Below are 20,180 nucleotides of genomic sequence, written 5' to 3' on the forward strand. Positions count from 1 at the left end.
TTCCCGGGAGCGCACGGCGAGGACGTGATCAGTGCCGGTAGAAGATCCGGTCGCGGTACTCCGTCATCACGCGGCCGTTCCATTCGTGACCGCCATCGACGTTGCCCGAGCGCAGCAACGGCGGTTCGATTCCGCGCTCCGCCAGGTCGCCCGCAGCGGTCGCCATGACGGCCTGCACCAGAGCGCTCGTGACGACAGTCGACGCGGGCGCGAAGGGGGCCTCGATGCCCGGCGCCGTGAGTTCCGCGTCGCCGACCGCGATCTTGCTGTCGAGGACGATGTCGCAATGGTCCTTCAAATACGTTCCAGAGACGTGCCGGGACTTCGTCTCTCGCGTGTACGCCACCGAGGTCACGCCGATGACCTTCAGGCCGAGCGCCCGCGCGTTCATCGCCATCTCCACCGGCAGCGCGTTGCGCCCCGACAGCGAGATGATCACCAGTACGTCGCCCGGCTTGGCGGGGCTGCTGTCCAGCACGGCTGCCGCGAGCCCGTCGACGCGTTCCAGGGCGGAGCCCAGTGTGGCGGGCATGACGTCCACGCCGACGGTCCCGGGAACGACGAGCAGGTTCATCAGGGCGAGGCCGCCGGCCCGGTAGACGACGTCCTGGGCTGCCAGCGAGGAGTGGCCGGCGCCGAAGGCGAAGAGCCGCCCTCCCGCCGCCACCGTGTCGGCGATGGCGGCGCCGGCGGCTGTGATGTTCTGGGCCTCCTCGTCGCGGACGCGGTGCAGCAGCCCGATCGCGGCGTCGAAGAACTGACCGGCCAGTTTGCTTTCGCTCATCGCGCAGGGCCCTTTCCAGCGGTACATCGTGCGAGTGTCGTGCGACGGTGGCGCGGATCACGTTGCGGTCTGGACCAGTGCCGTGTCAATACGGCTTCCGGTCGGCGCGGCACGGTTGTCAGCGCTATGCGTCAGAATTGGGTCAGGGCCAGCGCACGAGTAATCGAGGGGCACGTATGTCCGGACTGATCGACACAACGGAGATGTATCTCCGCACCATCCTCGAGCTCGAGGAAGAAGGCGTGGTCCCCATGCGCGCCCGTATCGCCGAGCGGCTCGACCAGAGCGGACCGACGGTGAGCCAGACCGTGGCGCGTATGGAGCGCGACGGTCTGGTGACAGTGGCGGGCGACCGTCACCTGGAGCTGACCGACGAGGGCCGCAAGCTCGCCACCCGCGTGATGCGCAAGCACCGGCTCGCCGAGTGTCTGCTCGTCGACGTGATCGGCCTGGAGTGGGAGCAGGTCCACGCGGAGGCATGCCGCTGGGAGCACGTGATGAGTGAGGCGGTGGAGCGGCGCGTACTGGAGCTGCTGCGTCACCCGACGGAGTCTCCGTACGGCAACCCGATCCCCGGCCTGGAGGAGCTTGGCGAGAAGGCCGAGGCGGACCCGTTCCTGGACGACAACATGGTCAGCCTGAATGACCTGGCACCCGGCCCGGAGGGCAAGACCGTGGTCGTACGCCGGATCGGGGAGCCGATCCAGACGGATGCCCAGCTGATGTACACGCTGCGACGCGCGGGCGTTCAGCCCGGGTCGGTCGTGAGTGTGACGGAGTCGCCCGGCGGGGTACTTGTCGGAAGCAGTGGCGAGGCCGCGGAGCTCGATGCCGAGGTGGCCTCGCACGTTTTCGTCGCCAAGCGCTGACGCCGGCGCTCCGGCAGCAACGGCCCCCGGCCCCAAGGTCGTTGGGGCCGGTCCGGCGATCCTCCGGAATCCCAGCGACCGGACGGATCCCGTGCCAGGCTGTGACCGAAGCACTTGACGTGAGGGCCGCCGACCGGTCTGCCGGTTCGGTCGGGGAGGGGGCAGGGGATGCGCCCGTCGCACTGGTACGGCCTGGGGGGTCGTCCCGTTCGTCTTACTTGTTCCGTTCGTTCCGTACGTTCTGTTCGTTGTGAAGGGGATGGCTCCGGCGCCCTGAGGCGCCGGAGCCTGTCCTCCCCTGCACTGACCCGGAGCCCCGAGCTCCCAGGGTCAGCCCCCGCGGTCCGTCTTCCCCGAGCGGCCCGCCTCCCGCTGAAGATCTCCCCTCGGCGGCGGGAGTCAATCCTTGAGCGTGGTCACTCGAAAGGGGGGTGTTGCGCGCCGCAAGCGCATTTTCGAATACGGGTTCGATAGTCTGACTGGACTCGACCACTCATGGACGGACCGCCCGGGGGACGAAGGGGGTGCCAGGACATATGGTGCGGCGCATTGACGTGACCGGAGCCGGCGGCGTACGCCTCGCGGCCTGGGAGTTCGCCGACCCGCCCAAGGGGAGCGGGGAAACCGACCGCGCCCCCGGCGTCTTACTGCTCCACGGCCTGATGGGCCGGGCCTCGCACTGGGCCGGCACGGCGCGCTGGCTCTCCGAGCGCTACCACGCGGTCGCCCTCGATCAGCGCGGCCACGGCCGCAGCGACAAGCCGGCCGACGGGCCGTACACCCGCGAGGCGTACGTCGCCGACGCCGAAGCCGCGGTCGAGCAACTGGGGCTCGCGCCCGTCACGCTCATCGGCCACTCCATGGGCGCCCTCACCGCCTGGCAGCTCGCCGCCAAGCGCCCCGATCTCGTCCGTGCGGTCGTCATCTGCGACATGCGGGCGGGTGCTCTCGGCGTTGCGTCTCAGCGTGAGTGGGACGACTGGTTCAAGTCGTGGCCCGTCCCGTTCGCGACGCTCGCCGACGTGCGTAAGTGGTTCGGCGAGGACGACCCCTGGGTGGAGCGGCCGAGCCCGGCCCGCGGCGAGTTCTTCGCCGAGGTCATGGCCGAACGGGCCGACGGCTGGCGCCCGCTCTTCTCCCGCCGCCAGATGCTCACTTCGCGCGAGACGTGGGTGTTCGACGCCCACTGGGAGGAGCTGGCACTGGTCCAGTGCCCGGCCCTGGTGGTGCGCGGCCTCGACGGCGAACTGGGGCGGGCGGAGGCGCAGGAGATGGTCAGAGTGCTGCCGCGCGGGCGGTACGCGGAGGTCGTCGATGCGGGCCACCTTGTCCATTACGACCAGCCGGAGGGCTGGCGCACCGCGATCGAGTCGTTCCTGGAGGAGACGGCCGAGGAGCCGGTCGTTCCGCCCCTGGGCCACCCCTGACCCACCGAGGTGCCGGCGGGGCGGAACGCAAGCGGCGTGGCAGGGTCAGCCCTTGCTTACCGCGGTCAGGATCTCCGGGAGTCGCGCCGCCGCCTGCGGCGCCGACCAGCGCACGCCTGCCCAGGAGAGCAGCGCGCCGTACGCCGTGCCCAGTGGCAGCACCAGCCACAACCAGTCCTGTGCGTCGGCCACATGAAGCCAGATCGTCAGAGCGATCAGCGGCGCGCACAGCAGCGCCGCCGCGATCATGCCGCCGACGATCGAGATCCAGGCGAGACCCGCCTGGCCCGGCGCGACGTTCTTGTGTGTGCTGCCCTGCGGGATCGAGTACGGGAAGCGGACCGAAGCCACCGCCCCCGTCGCCAGCATCGCGCCGAGCAGCGCGAACGACAGGCCGAGCGCCTCCGGAAGGGCCCGCCAGTCGCCCACCAGCGCCGCCGTGACCCCGGTGACCAGCGCCGAGTACGGGAGCGTGACCACCAGCAGCGCCAGGGCCCGGGCCCGCAACTCCTCGTACGCGTCCCGCGGAGTGGAGATGGTCATGGCGACCATCCAGAAAGCCGAGGTGTCCTGGCCGAACTGGTTGTACATCTGGATGCCGAGCATCCCGGCCGCGAAACACGCGAAGTAGATCGTTCCCGTTCCCTGGAGCGCGTTGAACACCGGCACGATGAAGCCGATCACCAGCGAAGTCACCCAGGCGGCCTTGGTCTTGGGATCCCGCCACACGTACCGCAGACTGCGCTCGATCACCGTTCCCGTACGCCCGCCGGGGAGCCACCGCCCGCCGAGTCCCGGCGACGACTCCTTGCGGGCCGGCTCCGCGGCCTGGAGTGTCGAGCCGTCCGGTGACGTCATCAGCTTCACCAGACTGCGCTCCCAGGACCACAGCAGCGCGGCCAGCGCCACCCCGGCCAGCAGCAGCTGCGCCGCTCCACGGCCGTACGCCCCGTCGCTCACCGCGTCCACCGCGCCTATCGCCGACGCGGGTGGCACCCAGCTCAGTACGTCCGCGACCGGGTCGAGCCGCGAGAGGCCGCCGGCGGTGCTGAGCCGCTGGGCGCCGAAGTTGACCACCTGGAAGCCGACGGCGATCACCAGACCGCTCAGCACGGCCAGATCGCGGCCCTTACGGCTCGTCAGCAGCCGGATGTTCGCCGCCGCCACGGTCCGCGCCAGCGCAAGGCACAGCAGCAGCGTCAGTGCAACGGCGAGGACGCCGACCGCGGCGGCCGCCGCACCGTGCGCCACGGCGATCACCGACCCCAGCGCGAGGCAGAACGTGAACAGCGGCCCGATCCCGACGAGCGACGCCGTCAGCAGCGCCCGGACGAGCGGGCGCGGCCGCAACGGCAGCATGACCAGGCGAGTCGGGTCGAGCGTCTCGTCGCCGCTGGGGAAGAACAGCGGCATCACCGCCCAGCCGAGCCCGAGAATGGCCGTCAGCAGCACCACCACGGTCGTCGCGTGTTCGTTCCCGCGAAGCACGACGAGACCGATCAGCTGAAGCGCCGAGAAGAGCAGCGCGAGCACACCGGAGAGGATGTACACCGTCCTGCGGCCGGACGACTGCCGCAGCCCGTTGCGCAGCAGTGACAGCTTGAGCCGTACGAAGACGGACGTGATCCCGGGAACAGCGGACGCGTCGTTCCCGGGAACGGTCGTTACGCCCGCGCTCATCGGGCGCCGCCGCCGAGCCAGTCCAGACTCTCCCCGCTGTCCCGGCCGTTCGCGCCGACCAGTTCGAGGAAGGCGTTCTGGAGAGTGGGCGCGTCGCCGCGTACCTCCGCGAGCGTTCCCTGGGCGCGAATACGGCCCGCCGCCATCACCGCGACCCAGTCGCACAGCGACTCGACGAGCTCCATCACATGGCTGGAGAAGACGACAGTCGCGCCGGACAGTGTGTACCGCTCCAGCACGCCACGGATCGTCTGCGCGGACACGGGATCGACACCCTCGAAGGGCTCGTCCAGGAAGAGCACTTCCGGGTTGTGCAGCAGGGCGGCGGCGAGGCCGATCTTCTTGCGCATGCCGGTCGAGTAGTCGACGACCAGTTTGTGCTGAGCGCCCGCCAGATCGAGTACGTCGAGGAGCTGCGTCGCCCGCTTGTCGACCTCGGCGCCTGGCAGCCCCCGCAACCGCCCGGAGTACGCGAGGAGTTCACGCCCCGACAGCCGCTCGAAGAGCCGCAGTCCTTCCGGCAGTACGCCGATCCTGGCCTTGACCGCCACCGGGTCCTGCCACACGTCGTGCCCGCCGACCAGGACCGTTCCCGCGTCGGGGCGCAGCAGCCCCGTGACCATGGAAAGGGTGGTGGTCTTCCCGGCGCCGTTCGGCCCGACCAGGCCGATGAACTTGCCTGCGGGCAGCTCCAGATCGATGCCCCCGACGGCGATCTGTTCACCGAAGCGCTTCCACAGGCCCTCTACACGTACGGCGGCGGGCGGCGCCAGGTGCGCTCCGCCCGCCTCTTCTGATCCCAGTGCCTCGTCAGGCATGTCGCACAACCTCTCGGTGTCCCCGTGCCGCTACGGGGAACACACTACGGTCGGCGTGTGCGCGCTGCCGCTGCCTCTCGCCCGCAGGAATACGCCAGCGGACTGATGAGCTCCTCCACGTCGGGCAGCCACCGGTTCGCCGGCGTGGGGCGGCGCGCCCACTGCACCGCGCCCATCCCGCCGAGCCGGGTCGGCGGCGCCGCGACGTAGTCACCCTCGCCCCGGGTGACCAGGTCGATCGCAGTAGGCGTCCAGCCCAACTTCCGTACCAGATCGGGAACCTTGGCTCCGGCGCCGGGAAGTACGAAGAACAGCATCCGGCGGTCGGGCGTGCAGGTCACCGGCCCGAGCGTCAGGTCCATGCGCTCCATGCGCGCCAGCGCCAGGAAGCCGGCCGACTCGGGAACGTCCAGGGCGTCGAAGGAGCGGCCCGTCGGGAGCAGGATCGACGCTCTCGGCTGTTTCGACCACATGCGGCGCGCCGCGGTCGCGCTGCCCGTCGCCTGCGATGCCCAGTCGGCGGTGGCGGGGTGCGCGCCGGGAGAGGCGCAGGAGGGGACGCCGCACGAGCAGCGCTCGACACCCTCGTCCGCCTCCAGCCAGGTACCGGGGAACACGTCCCAGTGCCGTTCTTCCGCGTACCGCACGGCGCTATCCAGCAGTTGATCGCCGCGCTGCTTGGGGATCTGGGCGGCATCCGTGACTCCGATGGTCTCTTCCACGAACAACTCAACTCCCGCCGTCACCTTGGGTTACGGGCGTAGGGGTGCCTTGCCGAGGAGCATCGATCCTGCACGCGGGGCGCATCGGTGCACGGGCGGGGGCGCGCATGCGGCTGTGCGTCGGCGGGCGGGTAGCCAGTGGTGTGGAAGCCCGGGAATGACGGTCAAAAGACCGTCAATACCGTCTCTTCCGGCATGTTCCGCATTCTCTGCATATTTGCCGGGCAGTGATCAACGTGACCGGCGTGATCAGTTCACGACTCGCGACTCACGACCAACGGACCACGAATCACGGACCACTGCGGCACCAGGGGGTAGTCAATGGCAGCCAGGCCTCTCGTCGCCCGCCAGCCGAACGAACGGTTGCAGGCGCTCATTCAGGAAGCCGGGTGCTCCAATGCCGGGCTCGCCCGTCGCGTCAACATGTGCGGCGCCGAACACGGCCTCGACCTGCGGTACGACAAGACATCGGTGGCCCGCTGGCTGCGCGGACAGCAGCCGCGCGGGCGGGCTCCCGGCATCATCGCGGAAGCGATCGGGCGCAAACTCGGCCGTACGGTCACGATCGACGAGATCGGCATGGCCAACGGCAAGAACCTGGCCTCCGGGATCGGCCTGCAGTTCTCGCCGACCGTGCTCGGCGCGATCGAGCAGGTCTGCGAGCTGTGGCGCAGCGACGTGGGGCGCCGCGACTTCCTGTCGGGTTCGACGGTCGCCGCCTCGGCGCTCGTGGAGCCGAGCCGCGACTGGCTGATCACGGGAGCGGACACCCAGGTCGCCAGGACGTCGGGCGGCGGGCGGGTCGGCGCGTCGGACGTGGAGGCGGTACGGGCGACGACGGACGCCCTCGTGGAACTCGACCACCGCTTCGGCAGCGGGCACGTCAGGCCGATCGTCGTCCACTACCTCAACAGCGTCGTGTCCGGGCTGCTCTCCGGCTCGTACCGCGAATCGGTCGGTCGGGACCTCTTCGCCGCGGTGGCGCGGCTGACAGAACTGGGCGGCTACATGGCGGTCGACACGGGCCAGCCGGGGCTCGCCCAGCGCTACTACATCCAGGCGCTGCGGCTCGCCCAGGCGGCGGGCGACCGCGGCTACGGCGGGTACGTACTGGCCGCGTCCATGAGCCACCTGGCCGCCCAGCTCGGGAACCCGCGCGAGATCGCGCAGCTGGCGCGGGCCGCCCAGGAGGGAGCGCGGGGCCAGGTGACGCCCCGCGCGGAGGCGATGTTCTGCGCGGCGGAGGCGCGCGGGCACGCGCTCATGGGAGACGCGCGGGCGTGCAACCAGATGGCGGCGAAGGCGCTGGCCGCGCTGGAGCGTACCGGGGAAGACACGGGCGACGATCCCGTGTGGATCGCGCACTTCGATCACGCGTATCTGTCGGACGAGCTCGCACACTGCCACCGCGATCTGGGACAGGGGGAAGCGGCGGCCCGGCGGGCCCAGGACGCACTGGACGGCCATCCGGACACGCGGGCACGGCGGCGGGCGATCGGTCTTGTCCTGCTGGCGACGGCGCAGGTCCAGCAGTGCGAGGTCGAGCAGGCCTGCAACACGGGCACGCGCGCGGTGGAGCTGCTGAGTACCTTGCGGTCGAACCGGGGAGCGGAGTATCTGGAGGACTTCCAGCAGCGCCTGGCGCCGTACCTCGACGAACCAGCGGTACGGGAATTCGGCGCCCGGATGGAGATGCAGGCGGCGTAGGGGGCGGGGTGTACGGAGTGGCGTACGTGGGGTGGCCCTGAACAGCGTCTTAAGGGTGCTTCTTGTCACAGGGCTGCCCGCCGGGCCTCCGGCGGTATGTGTGGGGACCGTGGGCGCGTGGCAGAGGCGTGTAGTCACCCGGTAGCGTGAACCGACGGTTCCGTAGGTCCACACATACGTCCACACGTAGGAGTCCCGGTGACGCAGAGCGGACAGGGTGACGAGTCGCGGCTTCCCGCCGCGCGGCCGCCCGCGCACGAAGGTGTCGTGCTGCCCGCGGACGGCAGCGGTCCCTGGATACCCGGGGCGCCCGAGGAGTACGTGGCTCCGGCGGGTGGACAGCCGTGGGGCCAGCCGTGGGGGCCGCAGCAGTCCGCCGCTCCGCAGCCGCCTCAGCAGCAGTACGGCGCTCCGCAGCCGCCGCAGGCTCCGCAGTACGGCGCTCCGCAGCCGCCGCAGGCTCCGCAGTACGGGACGCAGCAGTACGGCGCCCCGCAGCCGCAGCCGCAGCCGCAGCCGCAGCCGCAGCCGCAGCAGCAGCCCGGCGCCCTGCCGCCGTCGCAGCCACAGCCGGGGGCGCAGCAGCAGTACGGCGCGCAGCAGCCGCCGCAGGCCCCGCAGTACGGCGCGCAGCCGCCCGTACAGCAGCCGCAGCAGCAGTACGGCTCTCAGCCCGCGCCTCAGCAGCCCGGCCAGCAGCAGTACGGCGCTCCCCAGCCCCAGCCCCAGCCGCAGCCGCAGGCACAGCCCCGGCCGCAGGCACAGCCCCTGCCCTTGCCCGCGGAGGCCCCTGCCGGAGCCCCGGCGGCCGACGCGGACGCCACTCAGTACATCCCGTACGTGCCGCCGACAGGCCCCGGGGCCCTCCCGCCCGAAAACCCGGCGGACTCCACGCAGTTCCTCGGCCGGCACCAGAACGCGCCCGCAGGAGCCCCGGCGGGCGACGCGGACGCCACGCAGTACCTCCCGCCCGTCCCGAACGCGCAGGGCGCGCCTGAGGCGCCCTCCGGTGCGCCCTACGGCATCCGCCCGGGCGCCCCGGAAGACCGGCAGCCGCCCGCGGAGTTCGACAACCTCTTCCGGGCCGACGCCGCGCCGCCGGCGGACCCCACGCAGCAGATGCCGCCCCTGAACGCGCAGCCCCCGCACCAGCAGTACCAGCAGCCCCAGTTCGCAGCCGCGCCGCAGGGCCGCGCCGCACGCCGTAACGCGTCCCAGGCCGGGCCCCCGGCGCCCACTGGTCCCGTGACGTCCGCGGCTCCCTCGGGGGCCGCCCCGCGGCGGCGCAATTCGCCGCTGGTCCTGATCGCGGCCGTCGTCGTCGGATGCTCCGTACTGGGCCTCGGCGCGGGCGCGCTGCTCAGCAGTGGCGTCGACGAGAAGACGGATGACAAGAAGCCGGTCGCAGCGGCGTCTTCGCCGGGAGGCGACGCATCGCCGCAGGCGGCCGCGGATCCAGCCAAGCCGCAGGCCGAGTCGCTCGACGCGCTGCTCGCGGACAGCAACGACAGCCGCGCTTCCGTGATCAGCGCGGTCCAGGCCATCGGGACCTGCAAGAACCTGCCGAAGGCGGCGAGCGATCTGCGAGCCGCCGCCAAGCAGCGCAACGAACTGGTGACCCGCCTCAAGGGCCTGACCGTCGACAAGCTGCCGAAGCACACGGAGCTGTCGGCGTCCCTCACCACCGCGTGGAAGGCGTCGGCAGCGGCCGACAACCACTACGCGGCCTGGGCCGACCAGGTCGCGGGCAAGAAGGGCTGCAAGAAGGGCCACGCACGGTCGACGCCCCAGCAGCAGGCGGGCAACCGCGAGAGCGGCAAGGCGTCACAGGCGAAGAAGGAAGCCGTCGGCATGTGGAACGACATCGCGAAGCGCTACGGCCTGACGGAGCGCGACGCGACGCAGCTCTGACAGCAGTGGACGGGAGAGGGGCGGGCACCGAATCGGAGCCCGCCCCTCTCCCGTCCCCGCGAGATCAGCCCGGTCAGCCGATCACTCCGATCAGCCCGCAGAAGGCGTCTGTACCAGCGTGTCGCCCACGTCCACGAAGCCCTTTTTCACGGACACCAGCCGTCCCCGGCGCACCACTTGGAACGTCACGTCCCTGTTGATGATCCGCGGGAAGTCCCGTGTAGCCAGCATGTGCTCCAGGCGCCAGCTGAGGGTGGGTGTGAGGCCGCCCGTGTCGATTCCCTCAACACGGTTGAGCGCCCCCACCACGTCGGACGCCGAAACGCTGTCCGTGTCGCCGTCCCCGCCGCCCTTCGCGAGCGACTCGATGATCGCCTTGAGCACCGTGTACGCGATCCACGTCGTCTGCACCCCGGGCTCGGCCGGGTCGATGCGGTTGTCCGCGAAGGCGTGTTCCTTGATGACCTCGCGCATCGGGTTCCAGCGCTCGTCGCTCGCCACCGGGTACCAGCCCGTGACGTACGCGCCCTCGAAGGGCCCGTCCTTGCCGCCCGTACGGTCGAGGAGCGGCTGTCCGACGCTTCCGAGGACCGACGCGACACCGACTTCCCTGGGGGCCTCGCTCTCCAGTCTCCGGAACGAGTCGAAGAAGGTCTCCGTATGGTCGCCGAGAACCGCCGTGACGCAGCCCATTCCGTCCCGGTACGCGTCGAACGCCCCTGCGCTGGTGAGTGCCTGCCGAGCCGACGCGGTGTAGTCGTTCGCGTCCTCCGCCGCCCGGATGTCGGTGGGCGCTTTACGGTCGCCCTCCGCGAGGCCGGAACCGAGGAGCATCGGCAGGTCGTCACCGGCGACCGTGTCGGGGCGTACCAGGGACACGCGGTCGCAGTCGCGGGCGAGCTGCCTGCCGTTGCCCGCGAGGAGAGCCGCCTGGCCGCCGTTGACGGGATACGACAGCGGGCTGGTGAACTCCTGGTCGGAAGCGCCGTAGCCGCCGAGGAACGGAATGCCGGCGACCTCCAGCGGCGCCATGAAGGCCCGGCCGTGCTGGCTGTACGAGCCGACGACCGCGATGGCGTTCTCCCGTACGGCCTGCTTCGCGCACTTGGCCGCGCCGACGGTGTTGTTCCGCTCGTTGCAGGTGAGGACCTTGAGTTCGTGGCCCGCGAGGCCGCCGTTGGCGTTGACCCAGCGGGCGTAGGCCTCCGCCATGGCGGGCATGCCCGGCATGTTCGTGGCCGAGGTGTCCACGGGGGCCCACGTCATGACGGTCACGGGCTCCCTGGAGCCCCCCGTGGCCCCAGGGAGGAGTCCGCATCCGGTCAGCAGCGACGCCCCGACCGCCGTTGCCGTGGCCGCGGCGATCAGCGTCGCGGCCTTTGAAAGGAATGGGCGGGTGGAGAAATGGCTTCGCCGTCCGGTCATGTGCATGCACGCTTCCGCCCTATGGGTAACGGCGGAGTGAGCATGTCTCAACGCGCGGTGACATCGAGGTGAATTACGGGGGGCCGTACGCCCGTGCTGTCAGGGAACGTACGATCTGCAACCGTGCAAGGTTCGGTGAACTCTTCCCGTCGCGGCCGTCGCTCCCCCACCATGGGCGGCATGCCGCTCAATGACATGCCATGGTGGCGCTGGCGCACGAACGTGCGATCGGCGCTGCACATGCTCTCCGACCCCGTCTTCCAGCAGGAGTGCTGGCTGGCAGGTCTCGAGGGCTACGGAGACGTGACAGACGCCGTGTACCGGCTGGTGGAGGACACCTGGCTGGACAACTGGTCGGCCGAGAAATACGTCGGCACGATATTCCGGGACCCGCAGGAGGCGTCGCTCGTCGACGTCGCTGTCCTGCGGGTGCTGAAGATCATGCATCAGGTGGGTGCGGACGCGCCCGTATCGGCGTATCTCGAACACCACGCCTGGCCGGAAGCGGTACGGGCGGCACGTGAGGCGCACGTACGGCTGGCGGCGAACGACGGCGAGGACCCGGACACGGCGCCGCGCACGCTCGAGGTCATCCGGATTCTGACCAGAGCGGCCTGACCCCCGCCGGATATGGAATCCTCGGGGGCATGAGCGACCCGCACCCCGCCCCTTCGTCCGACCGGTCCTCCCCGGACCAGTACGTCCTCACCCTCTCCTGCCCGGACAAAAAGGGCATCGTGCACGCCGTGTCGAGTTACCTCTTCATGACCGGCTGCAACATCGAGGACAGCCAGCAGTTCGGCGACCACGACACGGGTCTGTTCTTCATGCGGGTCCACTTCACGGCGGACGCCCCGGTGACCGTGGAGAAGCTGCGCGCCAGCTTCGCCGCGATCGGTGACTCCTTCCGGATGGACTGGCAGATCCACCGCCCGGAGCAGCGGATGCGGGTCGTGCTGATGGTCAGCAAGTTCGGGCACTGCCTGAACGACCTGCTCTTCAGGGCGCGCACCGGCGCCCTGCCGGTGGAGATCGCGGCGGTCGTCTCGAACCACACGGACTTCGCCGAGCTGGTCGGCTCGTATGACATTCCCTTCCACCACATTCCGGTGACGCGGGACAACAAGGCGGAGGCGGAGGCGCAGCTCCTTGAGCTCGTACGCTCCGAGAACGTCGAGCTGGTCGTCCTCGCCCGCTACATGCAGGTCCTCTCGGACGACCTGTGCAAGCAGCTGAGCGGCCGGATCATCAACATCCACCACTCCTTCCTGCCGAGCTTCAAGGGCGCGAAGCCGTACCACCAGGCGCACGCGCGCGGTGTGAAGCTCATCGGGGCGACGGCGCACTACGTGACGGCCGACCTCGACGAGGGGCCGATCATCGAGCAGGAGGTCGAGCGGGTTGGCCACGACGTGACGCCGGAGCAGCTGGTCGCGATCGGGCGGGACGTGGAGTGCCAGGCGCTGGCGCGGGCGGTGAAGTGGCACAGCGAGTACCGCGTGCTGCTCAACGGCCGCCGCACGGTGGTCTTCGCTTAGGTGTCGGGCGCCTGCGCGACGCGGGTCGGGTCGGGGCGCTTCTACAGGCGGCTCAGTGACGCCGCCGCGAAAAGTACGTCGCGGATGGCCTCCCGGTCGCCGTTCTGGCCCGCCGCCGCTTCCTCGGGCGGTACGTGGCCGGATGCCAGCTGGCAGAATTCGACGCCGTCCAGAGCGACGTGGGCCACCTGGTGGGCGGGGGAGCCGACCGCCGCCGGGGAGTCCAGCGCGATGTACCAGTCGCCGCCGCCCGCCCCCTCGATCTCCAGGTGGAGCGAGCGGCCGGGCGAGCCCGCGGTCACCAGACTCTGGGACGGGGCCGCGAGACCTGCCCTGCGGCGGGCCGCGAGGGTCGCCGGGATCAGCCGCGCGGCCAGGTCGATCATGCTGTTGAGGTGCGCGGCGGCCGGCGGCTCGTACGGATAGTCCACAGCGTCCGCGATGTCCCCCGCGTGCACCCAGCACTCGAACGCCCGGTCCAGCAGCGCGTCGCGCAGGGGCAGGGAGAAGTCGCCGTACGACACGGAGAGCTCCGCCACGCCGCGGCCCGCGAAGGACACCGTGCGGATCAGGTCGTGGCTCTGCCCGCGCCAGGGTTCGCGGACGGTGCGGGTCGGCGGGAAGTGTGAGCCGCGCCAGTACGACTCGGTGCGCTCCTCGGGCGATACGGGTCCTTCCGAGCCGAGCGGATCGTCGAGGCCCAGCGCCTTCGCGACCAGGCCGTCCACGCTCATCAGGTGGCCGATGACCCCGGCGACGGTTGCTTTCCGGTACGTCGCCTCCTCGCCCGTGAACCACTTGAGGCGGACCGGGGCGTGCCATTCCGCGTCGCCGATGTCCCGCAGCAGGGCGTCCAGGCGCGCGGTCTCGGCGTCGTACGGCGTGGCCCAGCCGGGGACGGGGATGCGGGCGGGCCTGCGGCCGAGGCAGCCGTCGAGCACGCGGTTGCGCAGCAGCGGGTCGAGGTCGAGGCTGCGCTCGGCGTGGAGCAGGCCGACCGCGTCCCGCAGCCGCAGCGCCTCGTCCGCGCAGGGGGCGCACTCGGTGAGGTGGTCCTCGACCGCCTTGGTCTCGTCGGACGAGCACGCGGCCAGGGCCCAGGCGCCCAGCAGCGACTTGAGCACGCCGTGGGAAAGGACGGCCGGGGCGGGCGGCGGTGGCGGTGGGGGCAGGGGAACGGACTCCAGCACCTCGCGGTCGTCCGCCGCCGCTCTCGGTGACGGTATGCGCGGAGCCCGGCCCTCCGGCGGCACGCGACCGCCCGGATCGTCCGGGCCGTGCGGATTGTCCGGGCCGTGCGGATCTTCTCGACCGGGCGGTCCGGTGGGTCCGTGCGGCCCACCCGCTCTGTGCGGTCCCTCCGGCCCGTCGCGCGGGTCCGGACCGTGGCCCTCCGGGCCGGTCGAGCCGATCGGCCCGCGTCCCCCGCTCACCGGTGCTGTCCGTATCCGGGCGGGGACGAGAGTCCGTGCCCGTCCTGGTAGCGCGGGTTCGCCGTGGACAGCAGTTGCAGCCCGAGCCGCAGCCGCCTGCGCGCCTCGTCCTCGGTGACTCCCAGGTCGGCCGCCGTCTGCCGGTAGTCCCTGCGCTGGAAGTACGCGAGCTCCAGCGCGGCCCGCAGCGGGGCCGGCATCGACGTCACGATGTAGTCGGCGCGGGCCGCGGCCGACGCCCTGCGGACCTTCTGCTCCAGCTCCTCCGAGGTGCCGTCGCCACCGCCGTCCCGCAGCGCCGCCGCCTCGGTCTGGCGCAGCCGGTGCACGGCCTGCCGGTGTGTGAGCTTGGCCACCCAGGACCTCATCGAGCCCTGCTTGGGGTCGTACGCGTCCGGGTTCTCCCAGACATAGCCGAACACCTCACGCGTGATCTGGTCGGCCGCCGCGTCGTCGTCGAGCACCCGGTGGGCCAGGCTGTGCACCAGCGAGGCGAACCTGTCGTACAGCTCACCGAGCGCCGCCGCCTCGCCGCGTGCGAGCCGCTGCTGCATCCTGCGGTCCCAGCGAGGTGGTGCGTCCTTCGCCATGCGGCCCCCAACCCTGTGCGCCTGCCCACCGTGTGCCCCTCGTCACTTCCTTCGAATGTAGTGCGAGCCACTGACAACGCATGCCCCTTTACGGTAAGTGAGTCGCGCCCCGGCCCGGGATGATAATGATCGGGCCGCGGTACCCTCCAAGAGGTGTGTTTCATGGGAGCGCGGTGGGGCAGCCGCGAGAGATGGAAGCACTAGTTCCGCATCAGCAGAACGAAAGGTCCAGACGCGTGACGCTGAAGGTGATCGAGGCCGAGCACAACGCCTGGGCCGTACTGCACGTTTCCGGAGAGCTGGACCTGGTGACCTCACCCGCGGTCCGCCAGCACGTTCACGACGCCGTCGCGAAGGGCCGACACCGCGTGGTGCTCGACCTGTCCGAGGTGTTCTTCTGCGACTCCAGCGGGGTCGGCGTCATGATCGCCGCCCGCCGCCTGATGCATTCCTGTGGCGGCGAGCTGCGGCTGATACTGCCCGCTCGCGGAGCCGTCGACGGTTCGCACGTCAACCGGGTGCTCGCCGCCCTCGGCGTACGCCGCCTCTTCGAGGTGTATCCCGACGTGGCCACGGCCGCGGACGACGAAGCGCAGGCCCTCTCCGCCTGAGAATGCTCCGGTTGGCCCGCCCACGTCGTACCCTCCCCCCTATGGACAGCGCAGAGTACGAGCGCAAGACAGCGGCCCGTTTCGCGAGCTTCGACCAGGACGGCAACGGCTACATCGACCGCGAGGACTTCAGCGCCGCCGCGGCGGCCCTGCTGGCCGAGTTCGGGACGACGGCCCGGTGCGACAAGGGGCAGGCGCTCTACATGGGGGCCGAGGCCTTCTGGCAGGGCATGGCCGGCATCGCCGACGTGGACGGCGACCAGCGGGTCACCCGCGAGGAGTTCGTCACGGGCGCGGTGAAGCGGCTGCGGGACAACCCGCAGCGGTTCGCCGAGATCGCCCGCCCGTTCCTGCACGCGGCGATCGCCGTAGCGGCAGAGGCGGACGGCACGGGCGTAACTCCGCAGGCCGCGGGGCGAGTCCTGCGGGTGCTGGGTGTGGCGGGGGACAGAGCGCAGGCCGTCGCGACGGCGCTCGACGCGGACGGTGACGGTCTGATCAGCGAGAACGAGATCCTGACCGCCTTCGCCGCGTACTACACGACACCCGGACCGCAAGCGTAGGACCAGCGGTCCTACGCGGCCTACTGGGCCTGTGAATAGCGTTCACGCAGCTTGTACTTGAGGACCTTGCGCAGCGTCTCGTTGCGCGGCAGCGCGTCCACGACTTCAAGCTGCTCGGGCAGTTTGTGTACGGACAGCCCCTGCGCCCGCAGATACGCGGTGACCTCCTCCAGGGTCAGCGGCGCGGCGCCCGGGGGCTGTTCGACGACGGCGCACACCCGCTCGCCGCGCGCCGCGTCCGGCAGGCCCACCACGGCCGCGTCTCCCACGCCCGGGTGCCGGTGCAGGAGGTCCTCGATCTCCTTGGCCGAGATGTTCTCGCCCTTGCGGATGATGATGTCCTTCAGCCGCCCGGTGAGCACCAGATGGCCGGACGCGGTGAGGTGTCCGACGTCACCGGTGATGAGGAAGCCGTCCTTGTCGAAAGCCGCGTTGTGGGCCGGTTCCAGATAGCCCCGGCACACGGCCTCGCCGCGCAGCCGCACCTCCCCGTCGGAGCCCGCCGACAGGGGCGTGCCGTCCTCGGTGGTGATGCGTATCTCCATGCCCGCGGGCGGCCGGCCCTCCGTCGTCGCCAGGTTGTCGGCGGTGTCGTCCGGGGCGCCCATTGTGATCATCGGAACCTCGGTCATGCCGTAGCCGTGGGTCAACTGGCAGCCCATCTCGCGTACGACGGCGTGGTAGATCTCGGGCGGTTTGGGCGCCCCGCCGCCCGCGAGCAGCCGCAAGGTGGGGACGATTTTGCGGGAGGGGTCTTTTCGCTGCTCGGTCAGGAACATCGAGTAGAAGGCGGTGGACCCGCCCGCGACCGTGACGCCATGCTTGCGGTAGCCGTCGAGCGCGGCGGGCATCGCGAAGTGCTCGAAGAGGACGGCGGGGAAGCCGTACAGGAGCAGCATCACCAGATAGTCCGGGCCGCCGATGTGCGCGTACGGGAACGCTATGGAGCCGATGTCGTCCTGGGACAGCCGCAGAGCGTGCGCCAGACACGAGCCGCCCGCTATCAGCGAACGGTCGGTGTGCAGGACACCCTTGGGGTCGGACGTCGTCCCTGAGGTCCAGTAGATCCAGCGAACCGTGGTGCCGTCGGAAGGCGGCTGCGGGAGCGTTCCCGGGTCCGCTTCCGGAACGTTCCCGTACGCCTCGAAAACGCCACGCGCGCCCAGCCGGTGCGCCATCTCCGTATGGTCAAAACCGCGCCACTGTCCCGGTACCGCGAAGAAGTCCGCCTTTGACTCCCGCAGCGCGAAGCCGACTTCGCGCTCCCGGTAGAACGGGATGACCGGCGACTGTACGGCGCCGAGCCTGGCCAGGGCCACGGACAGGAGCACCGTTTCGATCCTGGTCGGCAGCTGCCAGGCGACCACGCTTCCGGGGCGCACCCCCAGCCCGTACAGCCCCGCCGCGACGCGTTCGGCGCGGTCCCTGAGCTCACCGAAGGTAAGTACGCCGTCGTCCTGAAGCAGCACGGGCCGCCGCGGTGTGAGCGCGGCGCGGCGGTCGACGAGTTCCCAGAGCGTACGGGAGGCGCCCAGCGCGTGCGCGGTGTCGGTCGCGGTGTCGGTCACGGCAGTCCCCTCACAGCTGACGGACAGTCAGATCATCCGGAGAGCGTAGGGCGCTGCGCCTTGTCGGTCCAGGGGTGCGGGGCTAGCCTGATATCTGACGGGTCATCAGAAAAGCGGGATCGCGAGCGCCGGAGGACACCCATGGAACTGCCTCGGATTGTCAGCGTCGACGACCATGTGATCGAGCCGGCGCACCTCTTCGAGACCTGGCTTCCGGCGAAGTACCGCGAGCGCGGCCCCAAGCCGCTGACCGCCGGAATCGGTGACCTCGCCTACGTGGCGGGCAAGTACCGGATCACGATGGATCCCGACGGCCCGCCCACCGACTGGTGGATCTACGAGGACCTCAAGTTCCCGTACAAGCGCAACATCGCCGCCGTCGGCTTCGACCGCGACGACATGACCCTGGAGGGCATCACCCGCGCGGAGATGCGGCGAGGCTGCTGGGATCCCAAGGCGAGGCTCGCCGACATGGACCTGAACCACGTCGAGGCTTCCCTGTGCTTCCCCACCTTTCCCCGCTTCTGCGGGCAGACCTTCGCGGAGGCGCACGACAAGGAGGTCGCCCTCGCCTGCGTGCGCGCGTACAACGACTGGATGGTGGAGGAGTGGTGCGGCGACAGCGGGGGCCGGCTGATCCCGCTGTGCATCATCCCGCTGTGGGACATCGGCCTGGCCGTCGCCGAGGTCAAACGCAACGCGGCACGCGGCGTACGGGCGGTCACCTTCAGCGAGATCCCCACGTACCTGGGACTGCCGTCCATCCACTCCGGCCACTGGGACCCCTTCTTCGCCATCTGCGAGGAGACCGGCACGGTCGTCAACATGCACATCGGGTCCTCCTCGCAGATGCCCGCCGCTTCCCCGGACGCCCCGCCGGCCGTCCAGGCCGCCCTCAGCTTCAACAACGCCATGGCGTCGATGATGGACTTCCTCTTCAGCGGCGTACTGGTGAAGTTCCCGCACCTCAAACTGGCCTACAGCGAGGGCCAGATGGGCTGGATTCCGTACGCCCTGGAACGCGCCGACGACGTATGGGAGGAGCACCGCGCGTGGGGCGGCGTCAGGGACCTGATCCCCGAGCCCCCTTCGACGTACTACTACCGGCAGATGTTCTGCTGTTTCTTCCGCGACAAGCACGGCGTCGCTTCCCTGGATGTCGTCGGCCGTGACAACGCCACCTTCGAGACCGACTATCCGCACGTCGACTCGACGTTCCCGCACACGAAGGAAGTCGCGCTCGATCACGTGAAGGGCCTCGACGACGAGACCGTCTACAAGCTGATGCGCGGCAACGCCATCCGCATGCTCGGTCTCGACCTGGACCGCGACCGCGTCCCCGTCGCCGTCCGCGCCCGCTGATGGACCTCACCTACAGCGAGGAGGAAGAGGATTTCAGGGCGCGCCTGCGCGAGTGGCTGGCGGCCACGCTGCCCACTCTGCCGCCCCGGCCCGACCCGCTGGACTGGCCGGGGCGGCGCGCGTACGACACGGCGTGGCAGCGCCGGCTGTACGACGCCGGGTACGCGGGGCTGCACTGGCCCGCCGACGCCGGCGGGCGCGGCGCCACCCCCACGCAGCATCTGATCTTCCTGGAGGAGACCGAGCTGGCCGGGGCGCCCTACGTCGGCGCGAACTTCGTGGGCCTGCTGCACGCGGGACCCACCATCGCCGCCGAAGGAACCCGGGAACAGCGCGCGCGCTGGCTGCCGCCGATCCTGCGCGGCGACGAGGTCTGGTGCCAGGGCTTCAGCGAACCGGACGCAGGCTCGGACCTCGCGTCGCTGCGCACCAGGGCGGTGCGGGACGGGGACACGTACATCGTCACCGGATCGAAGATCTGGACCTCGCACGCGGAGGTCGCCGACTGGTGCGAGCTGCTGGTACGCACCGAGGCGGTGAGCGCGACCGTTCCCAAGCACCGGGGCATCACCTGGCTCGCCATGCCGATGAACGCTCCGGGCGTGACCGTAAGGCCGTTGCGAACGCTCACGGGAACGGCCGAATTCGCGGAGATGTTCCTCGACGAGGTACGCGTACCGGTCACCAACCGCGTAGGGGACGAGAACGGCGGCTGGCGCGTCACCATGGTCACCCTTTCCTTCGAGCGCGGGACGGCCTTCGTCGGCGAGGTCGTCGCCTGCCGCCGCACCCTCCGGGCACTCGCCGCGGCCGCTCGCGGGAACGGCCGTTGGGACGATCAGGAAGTGCGCCGCACCCTGGGGCGCCTGAACGCCGAATTCACCGCTCTGTGGCGGCTCACCCAGTGGAACGTCAGCGAAGCGCAGGGCGCGGGAAGCGAAGGGAGCGTTCCCGGGAACGGCGGTTCCGTCTTCAAGCTGCGCTACTCGCACGCCCGTCAGGAGTTGTACGACGCTGCCGCGCGGGTGCTCGGCCCCGGTTCCCTGGACCTGTCGCACGACTGGACCCTGGACCGGCTGTCGTCGCTCTCGTACACGATCGCCGCGGGCACGTCCCAGATCCAGCAGAACATCGTCGCCGAGCGCATCCTCGGCCTTCCCAAGGGGCGCTGA

The 20,180-nt window shown here is 70.6% G+C and carries 18 protein-coding genes; 10 read left to right on the forward strand and 8 right to left on the reverse strand.

What is annotated here, in order from left to right; all coding sequences use genetic code 11:
- Positions 1 to 28 precede the first annotated feature (28 nt).
- Positions 29 to 784 carry an SIS domain-containing protein gene (locus J7E89_RS22010; RefSeq protein WP_214976071.1) on the reverse strand — a complete coding sequence of 252 codons (756 nt, stop codon included), beginning with the start codon at positions 782 to 784 and terminating at the stop codon, positions 29 to 31.
- 176 nt (positions 785 to 960) lie between these two features.
- Between J7E89_RS22010 and J7E89_RS22015 the strand changes: the two genes are divergently transcribed.
- A complete protein-coding gene (locus J7E89_RS22015; RefSeq protein WP_214900225.1) occupies positions 961 to 1,653 on the forward strand; it encodes a metal-dependent transcriptional regulator in 693 nt (230 codons plus the stop codon).
- Positions 1,654 to 2,189: 536 nt separating this feature from the next.
- On the forward strand, positions 2,190 to 3,080 hold the full coding sequence (locus J7E89_RS22020) for an alpha/beta fold hydrolase (protein ID WP_214976072.1): 891 nt from the start codon (positions 2,190 to 2,192) through the stop codon (positions 3,078 to 3,080).
- Between the two features lie 45 nt (positions 3,081 to 3,125).
- On the opposite strand, the gene J7E89_RS22025 is transcribed toward J7E89_RS22020, so the two are convergent.
- The 3 genes from J7E89_RS22025 to J7E89_RS22035 are packed head-to-tail and all read right to left on the reverse strand — an operon-like array spanning position 3,126 to position 6,300.
- A complete protein-coding gene (locus J7E89_RS22025) occupies positions 3,126 to 4,760 on the reverse strand; it encodes a transporter (RefSeq protein WP_214976073.1) in 1,635 nt (544 codons plus the stop codon).
- Complete coding sequence (locus J7E89_RS22030; RefSeq protein WP_214976074.1) at positions 4,757 to 5,578, reverse strand: ABC transporter ATP-binding protein; 822 nt, start codon at positions 5,576 to 5,578, stop codon at positions 4,757 to 4,759. Before J7E89_RS22030 ends, J7E89_RS22025 begins: the two co-directional genes overlap by 4 nt.
- Before the next feature lie 44 nt (positions 5,579 to 5,622).
- Entirely contained in the window at positions 5,623 to 6,300 is a 678-nt protein-coding gene (locus tag J7E89_RS22035) for a bifunctional DNA primase/polymerase (RefSeq protein ID WP_214976075.1), read from the reverse strand.
- Positions 6,301 to 6,621: 321 nt separating this feature from the next.
- Between J7E89_RS22035 and J7E89_RS22040 the strand changes: the two genes are divergently transcribed.
- On the forward strand, positions 6,622 to 8,007 hold the full coding sequence (locus J7E89_RS22040) for a transcriptional regulator (RefSeq protein ID WP_214976076.1): 1,386 nt from the start codon (positions 6,622 to 6,624) through the stop codon (positions 8,005 to 8,007).
- Between the two features lie 198 nt (positions 8,008 to 8,205).
- The gene (locus J7E89_RS22045; RefSeq protein WP_214976077.1) at positions 8,206 to 9,918 is read left to right on the forward strand and encodes a hypothetical protein; all 1,713 of its coding nucleotides are present in this window, start codon (positions 8,206 to 8,208) and stop codon (positions 9,916 to 9,918) included.
- Between the two features lie 90 nt (positions 9,919 to 10,008).
- Here the strand turns inward: J7E89_RS22045 and J7E89_RS22050 are convergent, their stop codons facing one another.
- Positions 10,009 to 11,343: an ABC transporter substrate-binding protein gene (locus tag J7E89_RS22050; RefSeq protein WP_214976078.1), complete on the reverse strand. Its 1,335-nt coding sequence runs from the start codon at positions 11,341 to 11,343 to the stop codon at positions 10,009 to 10,011.
- 171 nt (positions 11,344 to 11,514) lie between these two features.
- Between J7E89_RS22050 and J7E89_RS22055 the strand changes: the two genes are divergently transcribed.
- Positions 11,515 to 11,961, forward strand: coding sequence for a hypothetical protein (locus J7E89_RS22055; RefSeq protein WP_214976116.1), 447 nt, complete (start codon positions 11,515 to 11,517; stop codon positions 11,959 to 11,961).
- 29 nt (positions 11,962 to 11,990) lie between these two features.
- Positions 11,991 to 12,881 carry a formyltetrahydrofolate deformylase gene (purU, locus tag J7E89_RS22060; protein ID WP_214976079.1) on the forward strand — a complete coding sequence of 297 codons (891 nt, stop codon included), beginning with the start codon at positions 11,991 to 11,993 and terminating at the stop codon, positions 12,879 to 12,881.
- Between the two features lie 41 nt (positions 12,882 to 12,922).
- Here purU and J7E89_RS22065 read toward each other — a convergent pair whose 3' ends face one another.
- Positions 12,923 to 14,134: a maleylpyruvate isomerase N-terminal domain-containing protein gene (locus J7E89_RS22065; RefSeq protein ID WP_214976117.1), complete on the reverse strand. Its 1,212-nt coding sequence runs from the start codon at positions 14,132 to 14,134 to the stop codon at positions 12,923 to 12,925.
- Between the two features lie 176 nt (positions 14,135 to 14,310).
- Positions 14,311 to 14,904: a sigma-70 family RNA polymerase sigma factor gene (locus J7E89_RS22070; protein ID WP_214976080.1), complete on the reverse strand. Its 594-nt coding sequence runs from the start codon at positions 14,902 to 14,904 to the stop codon at positions 14,311 to 14,313.
- A gap of 236 nt (positions 14,905 to 15,140) precedes the next feature.
- Here J7E89_RS22070 and J7E89_RS22075 point away from each other — a divergent pair, with 236 nt between their 5' ends.
- Complete coding sequence (locus tag J7E89_RS22075; RefSeq protein WP_214976081.1) at positions 15,141 to 15,515, forward strand: STAS domain-containing protein; 375 nt, start codon at positions 15,141 to 15,143, stop codon at positions 15,513 to 15,515.
- 41 nt (positions 15,516 to 15,556) lie between these two features.
- Positions 15,557 to 16,078 (forward strand): EF-hand domain-containing protein, encoded by a 522-nt coding sequence (locus tag J7E89_RS22080; protein ID WP_214976082.1) that lies wholly within the window; start codon positions 15,557 to 15,559, stop codon positions 16,076 to 16,078.
- Positions 16,079 to 16,098: 20 nt separating this feature from the next.
- Here the strand turns inward: J7E89_RS22080 and J7E89_RS22085 are convergent, their stop codons facing one another.
- Positions 16,099 to 17,646, reverse strand: coding sequence for a class I adenylate-forming enzyme family protein (locus tag J7E89_RS22085; protein WP_214976083.1), 1,548 nt, complete (start codon positions 17,644 to 17,646; stop codon positions 16,099 to 16,101).
- Positions 17,647 to 17,787: 141 nt separating this feature from the next.
- Here J7E89_RS22085 and J7E89_RS22090 point away from each other — a divergent pair, with 141 nt between their 5' ends.
- Both J7E89_RS22090 and J7E89_RS22095 read left to right on the forward strand, forming a co-directional pair.
- Positions 17,788 to 19,008 (forward strand): amidohydrolase family protein, encoded by a 1,221-nt coding sequence (locus J7E89_RS22090; protein ID WP_214976084.1) that lies wholly within the window; start codon positions 17,788 to 17,790, stop codon positions 19,006 to 19,008.
- Positions 19,008 to 20,180, forward strand: coding sequence for an acyl-CoA dehydrogenase family protein (locus J7E89_RS22095; RefSeq protein WP_214976085.1), 1,173 nt, complete (start codon positions 19,008 to 19,010; stop codon positions 20,178 to 20,180). The genes J7E89_RS22090 and J7E89_RS22095 overlap by 1 nt, the downstream gene beginning before the upstream one ends.

The sequence above is a fragment of the Streptomyces sp. ISL-100 genome, from assembly GCF_018614615.1.
Lineage (GTDB): Bacteria > Actinomycetota > Actinomycetes > Streptomycetales > Streptomycetaceae > Streptomyces.

What these genes read in the sequence shown, in the direction of transcription:
- J7E89_RS22010 (WP_214976071.1), bottom strand. Translation starts at nt 784, where the DNA reads ATGAGCGAAAGCAAACTGGCCGGTCAGTTCTTCGACGCCGCGATCGGG.
- J7E89_RS22015 (WP_214900225.1), top strand. Translation starts at nt 961, where the DNA reads ATGTCCGGACTGATCGACACAACGGAGATGTATCTCCGCACCATCCTC.
- J7E89_RS22020 (WP_214976072.1), top strand. Translation starts at nt 2,190, where the DNA reads ATGGTGCGGCGCATTGACGTGACCGGAGCCGGCGGCGTACGCCTCGCG.
- J7E89_RS22025 (WP_214976073.1), bottom strand. Translation starts at nt 4,760, where the DNA reads ATGAGCGCGGGCGTAACGACCGTTCCCGGGAACGACGCGTCCGCTGTT.
- J7E89_RS22030 (WP_214976074.1), bottom strand. Translation starts at nt 5,578, where the DNA reads ATGCCTGACGAGGCACTGGGATCAGAAGAGGCGGGCGGAGCGCACCTG.
- J7E89_RS22040 (WP_214976076.1), top strand. Translation starts at nt 6,622, where the DNA reads ATGGCAGCCAGGCCTCTCGTCGCCCGCCAGCCGAACGAACGGTTGCAG.
- J7E89_RS22050 (WP_214976078.1), bottom strand. Translation starts at nt 11,343, where the DNA reads ATGACCGGACGGCGAAGCCATTTCTCCACCCGCCCATTCCTTTCAAAG.
- J7E89_RS22055 (WP_214976116.1), top strand. Translation starts at nt 11,515, where the DNA reads ATGGGCGGCATGCCGCTCAATGACATGCCATGGTGGCGCTGGCGCACG.
- purU (WP_214976079.1), top strand. Translation starts at nt 11,991, where the DNA reads ATGAGCGACCCGCACCCCGCCCCTTCGTCCGACCGGTCCTCCCCGGAC.
- J7E89_RS22070 (WP_214976080.1), bottom strand. Translation starts at nt 14,904, where the DNA reads ATGGCGAAGGACGCACCACCTCGCTGGGACCGCAGGATGCAGCAGCGG.
- J7E89_RS22080 (WP_214976082.1), top strand. Translation starts at nt 15,557, where the DNA reads ATGGACAGCGCAGAGTACGAGCGCAAGACAGCGGCCCGTTTCGCGAGC.
- J7E89_RS22090 (WP_214976084.1), top strand. Translation starts at nt 17,788, where the DNA reads ATGGAACTGCCTCGGATTGTCAGCGTCGACGACCATGTGATCGAGCCG.
- J7E89_RS22095 (WP_214976085.1), top strand. Translation starts at nt 19,008, where the DNA reads ATGGACCTCACCTACAGCGAGGAGGAAGAGGATTTCAGGGCGCGCCTG.